Annotated in this window: 12 protein-coding genes and 1 pseudogene; 6 read left to right on the plus strand and 7 right to left on the minus strand. The window is 66.2% G+C overall.

The genetic code is table 11. The features are described 5' to 3' along the window. Positions 1–2: 2 nt before the first annotated feature. From ID810_RS08270 to lanKC, 3 genes are all read right to left on the minus strand, one after another. A complete protein-coding gene (locus ID810_RS08270) occupies positions 3–716 on the minus strand; it encodes an ABC transporter ATP-binding protein (protein ID WP_243856633.1) in 714 nt (237 codons plus the stop codon). 110 nt (positions 717–826) lie between these two features. Further along, positions 827–958, minus strand: a complete 132-nt coding sequence (locus tag ID810_RS12665) for a hypothetical protein (RefSeq protein ID WP_280528195.1) — start codon at positions 956–958, stop codon at positions 827–829. Positions 959–993: 35 nt separating this feature from the next. Then, positions 994–3,489 (minus strand): class III lanthionine synthetase LanKC, encoded by a 2,496-nt coding sequence (gene lanKC / locus ID810_RS08275; protein WP_166856749.1) that lies wholly within the window; start codon positions 3,487–3,489, stop codon positions 994–996. Positions 3,490–3,643: 154 nt separating this feature from the next. Here lanKC and ID810_RS08280 point away from each other — a divergent pair, with 154 nt between their 5' ends. Then, positions 3,644–4,882 (plus strand): sensor histidine kinase, encoded by a 1,239-nt coding sequence (locus ID810_RS08280; protein WP_166856747.1) that lies wholly within the window; start codon positions 3,644–3,646, stop codon positions 4,880–4,882. A gap of 366 nt (positions 4,883–5,248) precedes the next feature. Here the strand turns inward: ID810_RS08280 and ID810_RS08285 are convergent, their stop codons facing one another. Further along, on the minus strand, positions 5,249–5,443 hold the full coding sequence (locus ID810_RS08285; protein WP_166856745.1) for a hypothetical protein: 195 nt from the start codon (positions 5,441–5,443) through the stop codon (positions 5,249–5,251). A 305-nt stretch (positions 5,444–5,748) separates the two neighbouring features. On the opposite strand from ID810_RS08285, the gene ID810_RS08290 reads away from it, so the two are divergent. Beyond that, on the plus strand, positions 5,749–6,387 hold the full coding sequence (locus tag ID810_RS08290) for a response regulator transcription factor (RefSeq protein WP_243856619.1): 639 nt from the start codon (positions 5,749–5,751) through the stop codon (positions 6,385–6,387). 336 nt (positions 6,388–6,723) lie between these two features. On the opposite strand, the gene ID810_RS08295 is transcribed toward ID810_RS08290, so the two are convergent. Together ID810_RS08295 and ID810_RS08300 are read right to left on the minus strand one after the other, a co-directional pair. Further along, positions 6,724–7,026: a hypothetical protein gene (locus ID810_RS08295; RefSeq protein ID WP_243856617.1), complete on the minus strand. Its 303-nt coding sequence runs from the start codon at positions 7,024–7,026 to the stop codon at positions 6,724–6,726. Continuing rightward, positions 7,020–7,538, minus strand: a pseudogene (locus ID810_RS08300) (DDE-type integrase/transposase/recombinase); the annotation flags it as partial. The pseudogene ID810_RS08300 and the gene ID810_RS08295, both read right to left, overlap by 7 nt. A gap of 1,253 nt (positions 7,539–8,791) precedes the next feature. Between ID810_RS08300 and ID810_RS08305 the strand changes: the two are divergent. The 4 genes from ID810_RS08305 to ID810_RS08320 all read left to right on the plus strand — a co-directional run bounded on the left by ID810_RS08305 (position 8,792) and on the right by ID810_RS08320 (position 14,332). Further along, on the plus strand, positions 8,792–10,969 hold the full coding sequence (locus ID810_RS08305) for an alpha-galactosidase (RefSeq protein WP_166856737.1): 2,178 nt from the start codon (positions 8,792–8,794) through the stop codon (positions 10,967–10,969). An 88-nt stretch (positions 10,970–11,057) separates the two neighbouring features. Next, positions 11,058–11,969: a carbohydrate ABC transporter permease gene (locus ID810_RS08310; protein WP_166856735.1), complete on the plus strand. Its 912-nt coding sequence runs from the start codon at positions 11,058–11,060 to the stop codon at positions 11,967–11,969. A 12-nt stretch (positions 11,970–11,981) separates the two neighbouring features. Next, positions 11,982–12,938, plus strand: a complete 957-nt coding sequence (locus ID810_RS08315; protein ID WP_166856733.1) for a carbohydrate ABC transporter permease — start codon at positions 11,982–11,984, stop codon at positions 12,936–12,938. 8 nt (positions 12,939–12,946) lie between these two features. Beyond that, entirely contained in the window at positions 12,947–14,332 is a 1,386-nt protein-coding gene (locus ID810_RS08320; RefSeq protein ID WP_166856731.1) for an ABC transporter substrate-binding protein, read from the plus strand. Positions 14,333–14,416: 84 nt separating this feature from the next. On the opposite strand, the gene ID810_RS08325 is transcribed toward ID810_RS08320, so the two are convergent. After that, entirely contained in the window at positions 14,417–16,171 is a 1,755-nt protein-coding gene (locus tag ID810_RS08325) for a formate--tetrahydrofolate ligase (RefSeq protein ID WP_166856898.1), read from the minus strand. Positions 16,172–16,423 lie beyond the last annotated feature (252 nt).

A 16,423-nucleotide genomic window follows, 5' to 3' on the forward strand; every position in this document is an offset into this window, starting at 1 on the left:
GTTCACGCCCTAAGACCAGACATGATGCCCAGCAGCTCCTGGCTGGTGGTGCGACCGAAGGTATCAACGGTGCGTCCGTCGTGCATCACGATGACGGTATCGGCGAAGGCTGCAGCCTCCAGATCGTGGGTGACCATGACGATCATCTGCCCCTCGTCTGCCATCCGCCTTAGTGTGTGAAGGACGATACCCGTGCTCTGGGAATCCAGCGCACCTGTCGGTTCGTCGGCGAAGACGATGCCCGGGCGTCGCGCCAGAGCACGACACAAAGCGGTCCGTTGTTGCTCGCCGCCGGAGAGAGTCCGTGCTGGTGCACGGCGTCGATGACCGAGACCGAACGACTCGATGAGCTGGGTGACCGTGTCGCGGGGTACCTTCGCTCGATCGAGCTGGAAGGGAAGCGCGATGTTCTCCTCGACGGTGAGGAAAGGAACGAGGTTGTACTGCTGGAAGACGAATCCGATCTCGGTTCGGAGCATGCTCGCGCGTCGGCTAGCCGATTGGCGGTAGATGTCCTGCCCGTTAATGGTGACCGTCCCCGACGTTGGTTCATCGAGACCGCTGAGGCACATGAGCAACGACGACTTTCCAGAGCCGGAGTGTCCCACCACTGCCGTCAGGCCGCCACCGTGCAGCTCAAGGTTGCATCCGTGCAGGATATCGGTCGTCATCGACCCTGATTTGACGGTCCGTCGGAGATCTGTGGCGCTGAGCATCGTGGTCAAGGCAACTTCTTTCTTGAAGGGAGGTAGACATGGTCACGGGCGGTGGCTGCGGTCCTGAGCGGGTACGCAATCAGGACTGCAGCCACCGGTTGTGAGGGGCCTCAGCAGTTGCCCCACGTGATCGAGCTGGGCCAGCCTGGGCACGGCGGGATCACGCTGAAGGTGCTTACGCGCGCGGCATCGTGCGCGTCGACCTCGCCTTCAATAGTCTGGAATTCAAGGATGCGGTTCATCATTCACCTCCTTTCACCGCAGATGTCACCCGTTCTTAGATTCCGAACGGGAGGCTTGGGGTGTCGTCGAGGATCTCGTTCAGGGCAGCGAGCACGCCGCTAGCTCCAGTGAGATAGTCTGACGACAGGCGAAGATTTTGGTTACCTCGGAAGAACACGCCCGTGTCATCTGCAACGGCGTGGAGGCGCAAGGACTGCAGATGTGAGGTGATGACCTCGTCGAGTACAGGGCTCGGTCGACGCCGCACTCGCCGGTTGAGGTAAATCAGGAAACCTGCGAGTCCGTGGGCCAGTGATGCCTGGCCGCACTGGTGGTACGTGGCCGCCGCGTCGATCTCTGCCAAGGGCTCGGAAAACACTTGTGAGTCCGTGACGCGCTGCAGTTCGAGTATCGCCAGTCCGACACCAAGGGAGCCGACGCCGAGATACGGCAGGGTTCGCCAGCCCTCGTCGAATTCCAAGGTGGCGTTCTTCGTCGTCGTACATCGCACGAGATCCGCCTCGATTGCTCGCATGGCAAGGGAGACATATCGGCCTTCCCCTGTCTGCTCATGGAGTCTGGCGAAGAAGATCGCGGCGGCACACCAGCCGTTGAGCAGGCCCACGGTCTCTCCCTGGACACCTTTGTCGAGGAGCCTCTCCAGGTGATGTGCCGCCATGAGCGGATCATCACCTGATTCAAGGTGATACAGGCCAACGCCAGCCCAGCCTGACCAGAGAGTCGGATTGATCGGCTCCCGACCGGATGTCGACTCCAGGGCGGTCAGTGTTTGACGGAGACCAGCATCGCGGGCGGCATAGGCCAAGCCTTCCCGGCCCCGCAGGCCTCGTGAGTGAATATCACCAACACGGGCGGCCAGCCACGCATCTGCGGCATGGTGGTCGACCCCGGCCGGTGAGCGGCGCAGTTGGTCGATGATGCCTGCGCCACCGTACGGGTACCCTGCTTGATGCTCTGCCCCGTCGGAAGCGAACAGGGCGATGTCTCCGGGTGCGAGCGGGCCCTCATCGCCCCAGTCCATCAGTCTCAGGAGACCGCGTGTGATCTCTTCGCGCAGCCTGGCATCGGAGAGGGCTTCGATTCCGCAGACGCGGTCATTGATCTCATCCCTCCGCGAAGCAGGCAACACATCGACCGTAACGTTGCGGATTGAGGTACGTACCGACTCGGGTACGGAAAGCGAGTGGGTGCCGGTGTTGAGTAACTGCTCGATCTTCCACGCATTGCCTTGATCGGCAATCGTGGCTTGGGGATAGATCAGGTCTAGCTCCATCATTCCCATCGACCATCGATCGGCTGCAGTGCCGGTCAGTCCAAAGAAGGGTTCATAGCCCGGAGCGCCCTGCTGGCAGCGCCAGTCGGGGTCCATGCGGTGTGCGAACTCAAAATCAATGAAACAGGGGGAGGTCCCGTCTCGCATGATGACGTTCTTGGGATGAATGTCACCAAGGAGCCATCCCGCATCATGTACGGCGGCCAAAGCCTCGTCCAGACGTTCGACAGTCGAGGAGAGCCAGGCCACGTAGGTATCGTCGTGGAGATCCCAGGGAGCCGGGCGCAGCACCGGGGTTCGCGTCATCCATTCGCGCTTAAGATCCTGACCGTGAACATGCTCCATGACGAGGAATCGGTGTTCCCAGGCCGTAAACGCCCCGTAGTAGGCCGGAACGCAGTCGAAACCTTCCAGCGCTTGCAGCACATCGGCTTCATGGCTGAGCCTGGTTACTGCATCGGTTCCGTCAACATCCAAGCCCGCATGGGGGCGTGCTTCCTTTAGCACGACGGGTGTGCCCGTTGGCACATACTCATCGGTCGTGGCTTCGGCGAGGTACACACCGCCGCCATTGGAGAAGTGAAGCGCGGAGCGCATCGTGAAGGGGAAATCGACGTCCTCGTCATCAATGGCAGCGGCCACCCTTTCCGGCAGTGTCGCCCAGTCCGGAGGCGTATACGTGGGCCGACGAGGGTCCTCGACTTCGTTGCCCTCAGGGTCGATCAACGTTGAGACGAAGGGTGCCTCGTCGGACGGTGGGACGAAGGCACCGTATCGGAAATAGACAGGCCCTGATCTCCATCGCTTGTCCGAGAGGATATACGGTCCTTCATTTCCAGCGAGGAGACCGTCAAGCTCATCAAGAGTCGAAGCGAACTCCTCGTCCGAGCCGGGGTAGACGGTTATGAACTTTCCGGCCGCAGACCGATCCGCATACTTACCGTTCTGGTTCAGTAGGTCACGGGCGGAAGCTAGATGCTTGAACGCCAAACCGGCACGGAAACAAAACTGCGCTGTGGCCGAAAGTGCGGTCGCCGCGTTCTCAGGCGTCGCCGAGACGTGAATCTTCCATCCCTGCCGAGGGAATGACCATTCGCTAGGAATCCAGTTGATCCATGGGTGCGTGGTCTTCGAAATCCACCCGGTACCCGCATGAGTGGAAACATCGAAGACGAGACCCGTCTTATCAACAACCGCAGGAGCGTAGAATGGGTTTCCCGGCTGACAGTATCGCAAGTACTGAAGGTCAAGCGGCATCCTTGCTCCCCACTTTATCGGATTATCGGACTTGAGTGGTTGGGACACTCGATTCTATGCCCGGGTGTGAGGCCAGCACCTCTACCCACAGTCACGACATAGAGATGACCACGGTCATGGGTGCTCGGCGCTCAGCGAGGGTAGGCTTGATCGTATGGGTTCGTTCCACGTGAGTGTCGAGCGCACGCTGGTGGTCCTCCAGGCAGCCGCTCTCTGCTGTCTGCTTACCGCGGCAGTTCTGCGTACCGTCGACGCGGCGGAAACAGGAGACGGGCTCCCCGTCGCTATCACATGGCTGGCTCTCGTTCCGATCGTCACCGCCCTTTGGGCACTGCGCCCGCGCATCGTCCGCGCCGGTCACGGCGCTGAGTGGACGATACTTGCCGTTCTCCTGGCGACACCGATCGCGGTCTTCGGTACCCTGAACTTCACCATTCCGGTCCTGCTTCTGATAGTCGCGTTCGCCGTCGTTGACGTTTCTCTCAGAGCAGGGATCCATGCAGCCGCATGGATTCTGTGCGTAGGTTTCGCTCTACATGTAGCTGACAACCTGACGTCGTGGGGAGCGTTTTTCACGGGCGTGATTCAAGGACTGATCAATGTCGTCCCCGTCGCCGTGCTCTTGTGTTTTGGGATCGCCCTTGGACTTTCGCTTCGCAGTTTCGAGAAGCGCCGGCGTGACGATCAGAAGGTGATCAATCGTCTGCAACATGCTACAGAGATGGAAAAGGAGCTCCTCCTTTCAGACGAACGGGCCCGGAGCGCGAGGGAGCTCCACGACGGGCTCGGTCACCGACTTACGCTTATTTCGATGAGTCTCGAACTGGCTGAAAGGATGCGCGGGATCGATGTTGACCAGGCGTGGGAAGAGATCCGAACTGCCAGGGACACCACCAGTGACGCTCTCGCCGAAATGCGGATGTGGGTACGAGCCCTGAGCCCGGTGCGAGACGCGGATGCCCGCGGACTTGCCGCACTTGAACTCATCGCCGAATCATTTCGGGGCACCGGTCTGACTGTGGACGTTTCTGGCGATGAAGCATCTGACCGCGAGCTTGCCAGTGATGATGAGATTGCGCTACTGATCTACCGTGCGGTCCAAGAAGGCCTGACCAACGCCTTGCGTCATGGCCGCGCCCGGACAGTGCGCATCTTCCTCGCAGCAAAGGAGCAGCAGATGGAGCTGGCCGTCATCAACGACTTCGGCTGGGGCGCTGCGGCTGAGCCACCGGAGTTAGTACCCGCCTTCGGGTTCGGGTTGCGAGGAATCTCCGACCGTACCTTGGAGCGCGGCGGGTCCATGCGCGCCCGCCGCGTCGATGGTGAGTTCCATCTCGACGTCGTTGTGCCGCTCCACGGTTCTGGAGGCACTGAGGTTTTCTCATCAGGATAGGGCGGGCGTGTAGCCCGTGCTGAGGTTGAGCATGACCAGGGCGGTGGGGGGTGATGTGGGTGATGGCCTTGGGGCGGGGGTGACTGTTTGGAGGGCCCTGGTAGTCCTTGTCAGCCAGGTCAGCCAGGTCAGCCAGGTCAGCCAGCGTGCACGGCCCCTGAGTGGCGGCCTTGTACAAGGGCTCCGAGCGCTCTGGCCACCCTCAGGTTATGCACGGGCGCCCGGGCTCCACCGGCGAGAACTCGCACCGGGTAGCCGCAGGAGTCGGTCAGGACCTGCACGCTTCCCCCACAAGGCCCTTGTGCTTGCCCGAATACCACAGGTGTCTGCCGGACTCGCTCCGCTGGACAACCCTGTCTTTGCGAATCAGGGTGCCGTCCAAACACACGTAGGACTCACCGGCCTCCACCAGATCGCCTGGGTGTCGATGAGGTCCGGGGTGTGCTGGCTGACGACGTCGAGGGCCTCGTCCAGGTAGCGGTAGGCGGTGGCGATCGAGATGCCGGTGTCTTGAGTCAGGGGGCACATGCTGCTGGTGGCCTCGATGAGACAGCGCAGCACCAGCAGAGCCTGTCTCCGGGAGGTCGCGGCCCTCTGGTGGGGGCGGGTGTCATGGCCCTGCGATGGGCGGTCAGCCAGCACGGCACGGTACGGGCGGTGGCCTCAGGGACGTCGAGGGTGGCACGATAAGGCAGCACGCGGGATCTCGCATTCAGGGAGGTTCTTTGGCCGGAACCCATCTGGTCGTGCTCCCCGTGTGTACCCCCGTACAACACGCTCCTTCCCCCAGCAACCCAACGATCAGGCCGGACGCACGCCCCACCCCCGGTGAGAAAACCTTACTGATCGAGAGGAGACGAGATAACGTGACTGATCTGGAATCGAAACGCGTGCTCCTGGTCGAAGACCAGCAGCTTATACGCCGAGGCTTGACCATGCTCCTGGCCACTGTGAGTGGGATCGAGGTTGTGGCCCAGGCTTCGGATGGGGAAACGGCGCTCGCGGTCCTTGCCGATGAAGACGTCGATGTGGTCCTCACAGACGCGCGCATGCCCGGCATGGATGGTGTGGAACTCACACTCCAGTGCGCCACGCTCTACCCCGGTCTGCCAGTCCTGATCCTGACCACTTTCGACGATGACGCACTCGTGCAGTCTGCACTCGCTGCTGGCGCGTCGGGCTTCTTGCTCAAAGACACATCTGTCGAGGGGCTCACCTACGCAGTGCATGCGGTTATTGACGGCGGGATGGTGATCGATCCACGCGTTGCGAAAGCAGCGATGCGCACTAAGGACAGTCGAAAAGAGTCTCTGGCGATACTCACCCGCAGCGAACACTCAGTGGCCAAACTTGTCGCACGAGGACTGACGAACTCCGAGATCGCGGAAACTCTTGTGCTCGCCGAAGGCACCGTCAAGAACCATGTCTCGGCACTCCTGCGGAAACTCGACGCGAGAGACCGCACAGCGTTGGCATTGACGCTGTATAAAGCTCTAGGCGACTGACTAGCCCAACCATCTGGCTAGGGCTTTTGCCGCTCACCCCGATCATGTCGCGGTCGAGGTCGCCTAACAGTGACCCCATGATTGTTCCCAAGGCCCCCGCGCGGTGGGCCGGTCGCCCATCACCGTGGGTTCCGCAACTTCGGGCACTACCGACCCCGCACGCACCGGATCACCGGCGGCCTCGATGCCTCACCCCGCACTCAACTCTGAATAGCCGTCATTCCCCAACCAAGTGCGAAGCAGGCTTTGCACGGGAACCCCGGAGTGCCTCATGTCGAGGTGCCCGCAAAGACTCGTTGGTGCCTCATCTGGGACTGCCCGCGAAGCTGGGAGGGTCTAGGAGGCGGCTCTCTTGAGGCGGATGCTCTTGTGGACGTCGGGCGGGACGCTGGGGAGCTGGGCGAGGTCGAGCTGGCCGGTCGTGTCCTTGGCCAGGACGATGAGCACGTCCTGGAGCTCGCCGATGCGGCGGGTGATGGCGGCGGGGTCGAGCCGGTCGCGGTAGGCGATCAGCTCCTGCTTCTGCTTGTCGGCCAGCACATCGGTGTCCAGTTGCCGGTCCAGCGGGACACGGGGAGTGTCGTACAGGCGCTTGCACTTGCCGACCTTGCCGGTACCCCACCCGAGGTGCAGGCCCAACCGTCGGCCAGGGTCTCGTGGAAGCGTTCGATCTTGCCGTTGGTCTGCGGACGGTAGGGCCGTGTCTTGCTCACCGTGATGCCGTGCTGGTCGCAGACCGCGAGCCACAGGTGTGATGTGCAGGCCGATCCGTTGTCGGACAGGACCGTGTCGATGCTCACGCCCCGTTGAGCGAACCCGGCCACGGCCCGGACCAGGATCGCGGTGGCGGTGGCTGCGGTCTGGTCGTCGTGGACCTCGCAGCGGACCAGTCGGCAGTGGTCATCGATGAGCCATGCACGAACGCGCAGCCCATCCGCGGCCCGTGGTGTGAGTTCTTGGGCTCGTTGGTGGTCACGGGTGCCCTGTTGGCGGCCGACGTAGCGCCAGCCGCCGCCGTCGGGAGTGCTGCCGGTCCTCCTCACATCGACATGGACCAGTAACCCGGGGTGGTCATGCTCGAAGCGTCGGATCGGTTCCCCGGTGGTCCGGTCGCAGGCTGACCGCCGGTTGAGTCCACAGGCCGTGAGGATTCACACGCCCAGATCGCAGTCCTTCGACCAACCTGCCCGGTCAGTACACCTAGATGAGGCACCGAGCCTCTTTCGGCTCATCCCATTTGAGGGTGTGGGTGGGGTTTGAGTCCTCTGGTCTCTAGTTGTGTCAGGCTCCGGGTTTGGTGGGGGCTGGTTTGTCTGGTGTCGGTGGTTGCTGGTTGGGGGTGGTGGGTGTGGGGGGTGTTGGTGGCTGGTTGGAGGGTGCTGTTGTGCTCGGGCGGGGGCGCAGCGTGGCGGTGGTGGGGTGGGGGCGGGTGGTGCCCGCCCAGTGGGGCCCACTCGGTGGTGGCGGTCACGGGCGTCGTCCAGATCGTCCAGGTTCTGCCGGGGGCTGTGGGTGTCGAGGTGGGCGCGGTTGCGGATGGGCTCGGCCCTTGCGACGGTGGGTTCAGGGCCTGGGCCAGGGCGCCTGCGTAAGGGGGCCGTCCCTTTTTGGGGCCGACGCGGGGCCGCGGCGTTGGCCTGGCTCGGGGCCTGGCCGTGGCCGGTGGGCGCGGTGCTGCGCCGCGCGGTCGCAAGTGGTGGGCCAGGCCCGCCAGCGCCCCCCTCTCGCTCACGCGGGGGGGGCTGGTGGTAGGCAGGGGTCTTGCCCTGAGGAAGCACAGTTAGTGTGGACCACTTGCTGCCATCTTGGACCACCTGCCGTCGTTCGGACCACCTACGGACGCGTCTGGGGTGGTCCAAACGACCGAACGTGGTCCAAACGACCGAACGTGGTCCAAACGACCGAACGTGGTCCGAACGACCGAACGTGGTCCGGAACTGATCAATGGCGCTCCACACAGCGCACCGGGGCCCGGCAGCGGCCCCAGCCACCGGCCGACCGTCGCCGGCCAGACCCGCAAGCACTCAGCCGCCCGACCCATGGCCCAGCCCTCCACCACCAGGCGGGCAAGACGACGACGCCCCCCAGGCGGGCAAGACGACGACGCCCCCCAGGCGTCAAAGGTGCGCCAGCATGCGCCATGAAGACCTCCCCAGACCGCACGCGAGCGTCAACCCCGCATCCCGCCCAGCAGACCTCCACCCAACCCGTTCACAACCCCAAAGAAAGCACAACTAGAGACCGGAGGACTCAGACCCCACCCACACCCTCAATTGGGAAGAGCCACGTTGTGTCGCGGGCACCTGTCATGAGTCTCGTCGCACCCTTGCGCAACCGGGGACCACCATTTATTTTCACGTCACAAGGAATCGGTGTTGGTTCCCCCTCTCCTGGAAGGACGACGATGACCCTCCACCTGCGCCGAGGCGGCACCTCCCTGGTGCTCGACCTGCTCGACGACCGCTTCCCGGTGGTGCACCACTGGGGCCCCGACCTGGGCGAGGTCGACGGCGAGGACCTGGCCGACGCGACCCTGGCCGCGGCGACCTCCCTGGGCAGTAACACCGCCTGGATCACCAACGACCTGCCCATCCTGCCCCTGACGCACCTGGGATGGAGCGCACGCCCAGCCGTGGGACTCTCACGCACCGACGGCTCAGCCTTCTGCCCCCACCCCACCGTCGTCACCCACGAGACCGCCAGCCAGGACACCCCCGCCGGAAGCACCCTCGTCGTGCACTCCAGCGGGACCGACACCGTCAACGACCTGACCCTGGGCACCGAGCTGCGTCTGGAGCCCAGTGGGATGCTGCGCGTGCGCGCCTGGGTCCGCAACAACCGTCCCGACTCGGGCCGCCCCGGTGCGGACCTCGTCGTCGGCGAACTCACCCCCGTGCTGCCCGTACCCGACAGCGCCGACGAGCTGCTTGACACCACCGGGCACCACATCCTCGAGCGCAGGCTCGTGCGCACCCCCTTCACCCCCGGCACCCGGCTGCGCGAGTCCTGGGAGGGACGTCCGGGGCACGACGCCGTCACCTGGCTGGTGGCCGGCCCCACCGGCTTCGGCTGGCGCAGCGGGCGCGTCCACGGCGTCCACCTGGCCTGGTCCGGCAACACCCGCCACCTGGCATTCAACCCGGCCTCGGGGCGCAAGCTCCTGGGGGCCGGAGAGCTGCTCCTGCCAGGAGAGGTCTCGCTCGCCCCCGGTCAGACCTACACCTCCCCGTGGGCCTTCTACTCCTGGGGCGAGGGCCTGGACGCCCTGGCCCACCGCAGCCACGCCTGGCTGCGCTCGCGCCCGTCCCACCCCCACCGTCCCCGCCCGGTGCTACTCAACACCTGGGAGGCCGTCTACTTCAACCACGACCTCGACAAGCTCAAGGCCTTGGCCGACGCAGCGGCCCAGGTCGGTATCGAGCGCTACGTCCTGGACGACGGCTGGTTCGGCTCACGCCGTGACGACACCTCGGGCCTGGGTGACTGGCAGGTCTCCCCCGAGGCCTGGCCCCAGGGCCTTGAGCCCCTCGTGGAGCACGTCCACGCCCTGGGCATGGAGTTCGGCCTGTGGTTCGAGCCGGAGATGGTCAACGTCAACTCCGACCTCGCCCGCGCCCACCCCGAGTGGATCCTGTCCGACGGCGCCGGCGGCGCACCCGAGCACCGTCACCAGCGGGTCCTGGACCTGTGCGCCCCCGGGGCCTGGGAGTATCTGTTCGACTCCGTCTCCACCCTGGTCGAGCGACTCGACATCGCCTATCTCAAGTGGGACCACAACTCCCCCCTGCTGGCCACCGGCCACGAGGTCGCCGCCCCGACCGCGGGGCGGGCAGGCGCGGGAGCCGTCCACGACCAGACCCTGGCCCTCTACCGCCTGCTCGACGCCCTGCACGAGCGCTTCCCCGCCCTGGAGATCGAGTCCTGCGCCGGGGGCGGCGGGCGCATCGACCTGGGCATCATGGAGCGCGCCCAGCGGGTGTGGGCCTCGGACTGCATCGACGCCCACGACCGTCAGGACATCCAGCGCGGCACGATGATGCTGCTGCCCCCAGAGCTCGTGGGCACCCACGTCGGCTCCGGGCGCGCCCACACGACCCTGCGCGACCTCGACCTCGACTTCCGTGCCGGCACCGCCCTGTGGGGACACATGGGGGTCGAGTGGGACCTCACCCGGGCCGACGAGCCCACCCGCGAGCGCCTGGCCTCCATCATCGCCTTGCACAAGGAGCTGCGCGACCTGCTGCACTCGGGGGTGACGGTCCACGCCGACCTTCCCGACGACGAGGCGCTGCGCATCGAGGGCGTTGTCGCCCCCGACGGCTCTGAGGCCCTGTACGAGGTCGCCGCGCTCGGCCAGCTCCTGGCCTGGCCGACAGCGCCGCGCCCGTTGCCCGGACTGGACCCCTCGCGCCGCTACCACGTGCGCCTGGCGGCACCGGCCTACCCCGAGCTGCGGGTGACGGCTGGCTGGATGATCGGCGGCGTGACCCTGCCGGGCTCCTACCTGACGACCACGGGCCTGGCGCTGCCGGCGCTGCACCCCGACCACCTCATCCTGCTGCGCGCCACCGCCGTCGACTGAGCACGGCCCACACCTCCTGTCCCAGTCCTGCCCCGGAGTCCGCCGCTCTCTTGCCGTTGTCCCACATCACCGTCGATATGGAGATCCAATGTCAACCTCGTCCCTGCTCGCACCGCAAGCGGGTCGGCGGCGCCGAGCGCGCTGCGACACCGCGCTCGGCCTGACCTTCATCCTGCCGGCGACGATCGGCCTCCTCGCCTTCTACATCTGGCCCCTCATCCGGGGCATCTGGCTGTCCTTCACCGAGTACAACCTCCTGACCCCTGAGACCTTCACCGGCCTGGCCAACTACAAGCGTATGGTCCGGGACGACACCTTCTGGAACGCCGTCGTCGTCACCCTGGAGTACGTCGTCATCAACATCGGCCTGCAGACGCTCCTGGCGCTGCTCATCGCCGTCCTCATGCAGCGCCTGACCCAGTCCACCGTCGTGCGCTCGATCGTGCTGACGCCCTACCTCGTGTCCAACGTGGTCGCCGCCATGCTGTGGCTGTGGATCCTGGACAACACGCTGGGTGTCACCAACCAGATCCTGGAGTCCTTGACGGGCTCGGCGGTGGACTTCTTCTCCTCATCACTGGCCATCCCCACCATCGCCGTCATCAACGTGTGGCGCCACGTGGGCTACACGGCCCTGCTCATCTTCGCGGGCCTGCAGTCGATCCCGAGCACGGTCTACGAGGCGGGCAAGGTCGACGGCGCCAGCGAGTGGCGGATGTTCTGGCGGATCACCATGCCGCTGCTGCGTCCCATCCTGGCGCTCGTGCTCATCATGACGATGATCGGCTCCTTCCAGGTCTTCGACACCGTCTCCGTGGCCACCCAGGGCGGCCCCGTCAACGCCTCGCGCGTGCTGCAGTACTACATCTACGACATGGCCTTCGGGCGCTTCCAGTTCGGGTACGCCTCCGCCATGGCGGTGGGCCTGCTGCTCGTCCTGGCGGCGATCACGATCCTTCAGTACCGCATGACCCGTGCGGGCGAGACGGACCTGGACTGAGGAGGAGCACCGATGACTCCGACGACACCGACAACAGCCCCCTCCTCCCGCCAGGCGTCGACCGCGGCGACGGTCGTCTCCAAGGCCCCCGCCCGCAGCCTCACCGTGGGCAAAGCCCTGGCCTGGACCGCCATGGTGCTCATCATGCTGTTCACGCTCCTGCCCTTCTACTGGGTCCTGCGCACGGCGCTGTCCTCCAACGCGGGCATCGCCGCCGACCCCACCAGCCTGCTGCCGGTCGACGCCAACCTGCGCGGCTTCGCCCGGGTCCTTGGGATGCAGTCCACCGAGGAGGCGCTGGCCGACGGCGGCAGCGGCGCAGCCATCAACTTCTGGCTCTACCTGCGCAACTCGGTCATCGTCTCCACGCTGGTGACCGTCGGGCAGGTCTTCTTCTCGGCGATGGCCGCCTACTCCTTCTCCCGCCTGCGCTGGAAGGGACGCGACACGGTCTTCGCCGTCTTCCTGGGCGCCCTCATGGTCCCCTCGATCTTCACGCTCCTGCCCAACTTCGTGCTGGTCAAGCAGCTCCACCTCATCGACACCTTCCTGGGGGTGGCCCTGCCGACCATGTTCATGACGCCCTTCGCGGTGTTCTTCCTCAAGCAGTTCTTCATGAACATTCCCCGCGAGCTGGAGGAGGCCGCCATGCTCGACGGCGCCTCGAAGGTCCGGGTCTTCTTCACCCTCATCCTGCCCATGGCCAAGGCCCCGATCTCGACGCTGGCGATCCTGACCTACATCACGGCCTGGAACGACTACTTCTGGCCTCTGCTCGTGTCCTACACAGACTCCTCGCGGGTGCTCACGGTGGCGCTGGCAGTCTTCCGGTCCCAGGCGCCCCAGACCGGTCCCGACTGGTCCGGGCTCATGGCGGCCACCCTCGTGGCCGCGCTCCCGATGCTCCTGCTGTTCATGGCCTTCGCCCGGCGCATCGTCAACTCCATCGGCTTTACCGGAATCAAGTGAGGCACCAGATGACGACTCACCCCATTCTTCGCCCCTCACTGTCGCGCCGCAGCCTCCTGTGCTCCCTGGCCACGGGCGCAGCCGCCCTGAGTCTGGCGGCCTGCGCCGAGGACTCGGACCAGAGCACCGGCACCGTGGAGTACTGGCTGTGGGACGCCGGCCAGCTCCCCGCCTACGAGGCCTGTGCCGAGGCCTTCAAAGCCAAGACCGGCATCACGGTCAACATCACCCAGATCGGCTGGGGCGACTACTGGACCAAACTGACGGCGGGCTTCATTGCCGGGACCGGTCCGGACGCCTTCACCGACCACATCTCCAAGTTCGCCCAGTTCGTGGACCTGGAGGTCCTGGTCCCGTTGGACGAGCAGGCCGCGTGGTCGGGCGTCGACGAGTCCGCCTTCCAGGAGGGGCTCATCGATCTGTGGAAGGGAGAGGACGGACACCAGTACGGCTGCCCCAAGGACTGGGACACCGTGGCGGTCTTCTACAACCGGGCCATGCTCGCCGAGGCCGGCCTGACCGAGGCCGACCTGGCCGACTGGTCCTGGAACCCCCACGACGGGGGCACCTTCGAGAGGATCCTCGCCCGGCTGACCGTGGACAAGAACGGTGTGCACGGGGACGAGCCCGGTTTCGACAGGGACCACGTCGCCGTGTACGGCCTGGGTATCCAGGACGCCGGCTCCGGGGACGGCCAGACCCAGTGGAGCCCCTTCACCGGCTCGGCCGGCGACTGGCACTACACGAACAAGGAGACGTGGGGCAACCACTACCGCTACGACGAGAAGGTCTTCCAGGACACCTTGGACTGGTACTTCGGCCTGGTGGACAAGGGGTACCTGTGCCCCCGCGGCGCCTTCTCCACCACGACGAGCACCGACGTCCAGCTCGGCAGCGGCAAGATCGCCATGTGCATCTCCGGCTCGTGGATGTTCAGCACCTTCGCCAAGCTCGACATCGAGGTCGGAATCGCGGCGAATCCCGTGGGGCCCAACGGCCGGTCGGTCTCCCTGTTCAACGGGCTGGGCGACTCGGTGTGCAAGCAGTCGGCCAACATCGAGCAGGCCTGCCAGTGGGTGTCCTTCCTGGGCACCGCCGAGGCGCAGGACATCGTGGCCTCCTACGGCATCGTCTTCCCGGCGATCTCCTCCTCCACTCAGGCGGCCGTCGAGGTCTTCGAGGAGACGGGTCTTCCCACGGCGCCCTTCACCCAGCACGTGGAGGACGGCTCGACCTTCTTCTTCCCGCTGACCTACTTCGGCGCGGACGTCACAGCCATCATGCAGCCCGCCACGGACGACCTGTGGGCCAACCGCGTGCCCGCCTCAACGCTGACGAAGTACAACGACCAGGTTAACCTCCTGTTCGAGACCTCCACCCACACCAAGGACTGAGGGCGGGGCTGAGAATCTCGCAGCGCCCGGGGCCGGTGGTCGTCACGCGACGGCCACCGGCCTTCGTGCTGCCCGGCGCGGGCCTCAGCGCAGGTTGAGGATCTGCCCGGTGGCGGTGTCGACGTCGATGCGCTCGGCCTGGGGGCGGCTGGGCAGCCCGGGCATCGTCGACAGGTTGCCGCAGATCGCGTAGACGTAGCCGGCCCCGGCGGCCAGGCGCACCTCGCGCACCGGCAGGCGCCACCCGGTGGGCACCCCCTTGAGGGACGGGTCGTGGGACAGCGACAACGGCGTCTTGGCGACCACCACCGCCAGGTCCCCGTAGCCATCCGCCTCGCAGTCCTCAAGGAACCGGGCGGCGGCCGGGGCGTAGTCGACGCCGTCGGCCCCGTACATGGCGGCGACCTTGTCGATCTTGGTGCGCAGGCTGTCGGAGGACTCGTACAGGGCCCTGCCGACGCCTGCAAGGCCGCCGTCGCGCACCTTGCGGCAGGCGCGGACCACCTCGTCCGCCAGATCGGCGCAGCCCGCCCCGCCCTCGGTCACCGGCCTGACGGCGGCCACGCGGGCTCCGGCCTCGCGGGCCAGGTGCTGAACCTCGGCGATCTCGGAGTCGTGGTCCGTGGGGAAGACGTTGATGGCGACGACGGGCTCCATGCCGAAGCTGCGCACGATCTGCAGGTGCCTGAGCATGTTGGCGGCCCCGGCACGCACCTCCTCGGGATTCTCCCGGAGCATGGCCTCAGGCAGGTCCTTGCCGGGCAGGATTCGGTAGGCACCCGAGTGGGCCTTGAGCGCCCTGATGGTGACGACGAGGACAGCGGCGTCGGGGCGCATGCCGGAGACCCGGCACTTGAGGTCGACGAAGCGCTCGAGCCCCATATCGGCGCCGAAGCCGGCCTCGGTCAGGACGTAGCCGGGCTCCTGGCCGGGACCCTCGGCCAGGCCCCGGGCGGCGACGAGGTCGGCCATGACCGAGGAGCAGCCGGTGGCGATATTGCCGAAGGGGCCGGTGTGGATGAGGGCCGGGGTGCCCTCGCTGGTGCGCAGGAGGTTGGGGGCCAGGGCGTCGCGCAGGACGGCCGTCATGGCGCCGGCGGCGCCCAGGTCCTCGGCGGTGACCCACCGTCCCTCCTGGTTGCGGGCCACGACGACGCGTCCCAGGCGCTCGCGCAGGTCCGCCAGGGATGTCGCCAGGGACATGATGACCATGATCTCGCTGGCGGGGGTGATGTCGAAGGAGGCCTGGCGGGTGACGCCGTCGGACGTGGCGCCGAGTCCGATGACGATGTGCCGCAGGGCGCGGTCGTTGACGTCCAGGACCCTGGGCCAGGTGATGGTGCGCTCGACGATGCCCAGGGCGTTGCCGTGGTGGAGGTGGTTGTCGATCAGCGCGGCCAGGAGGTTGTGCGCCGCGGTGATGGCATGGAAGTCGCCGGTCAGGTGGAGGTTCATGCGCTCGGCGGGCAGGATGCGGGCCTTGCCGGAGCCGCCGGCACCGCCCTTGATGCCGAAGGTGGGGCCCATGGCGGACTGGCGCAGGGTGAGCAGGCTGCGGTGCCCGCGGTGGGCGAGGCCCTGGGCCAGGCCGATGGCGACGGTGGACTTGCCCTCGCCGAAGGAGGTCGGGGTCATGGCGGTGACGACCACGTAGTGCGGCGGGGTGCCGACGGCGGGTGCTGGGTCGTCGCCGTCGGCGGGTGCTGGGCCGTGTCCGACGACGGGAGCTGGGCCGTCGCCATCGGGAGCGAGGACGGCCAGGTCGACCTTGGCCACGTCCCGGCCGTAGGGGATGAGGTGGGAGCTGTCGATGCCGGCGCGTGCCGCGATCTCGGTCATCGTCACGGGGGCGTCGGCGTCAGCGGGGGCGCTGGCGGTCCGGGTCACGTCATTGGCCTCGGTCATGGGAGCAGCGTAACCAGGATGGGCGTTGCGCACCCGAGTTCGCATCGTCCTGCCCACGCGCAGGGGCGACGGCGCCCGCCACCCCGGCCACGACCATCCCACCTCCTCACAGTCAGTTCTCAGAGTTTCGTATACCCGAATTATTGTTTAGGCTCGTTCCCGGGCCCCCAGACCTCGGTCGGCAAC

It is taken from the genome of Actinomyces respiraculi (genome assembly GCF_014595995.2).
Taxonomy (GTDB): Bacteria; Actinomycetota; Actinomycetes; order Actinomycetales; family Actinomycetaceae; genus Actinomyces; species Actinomyces respiraculi.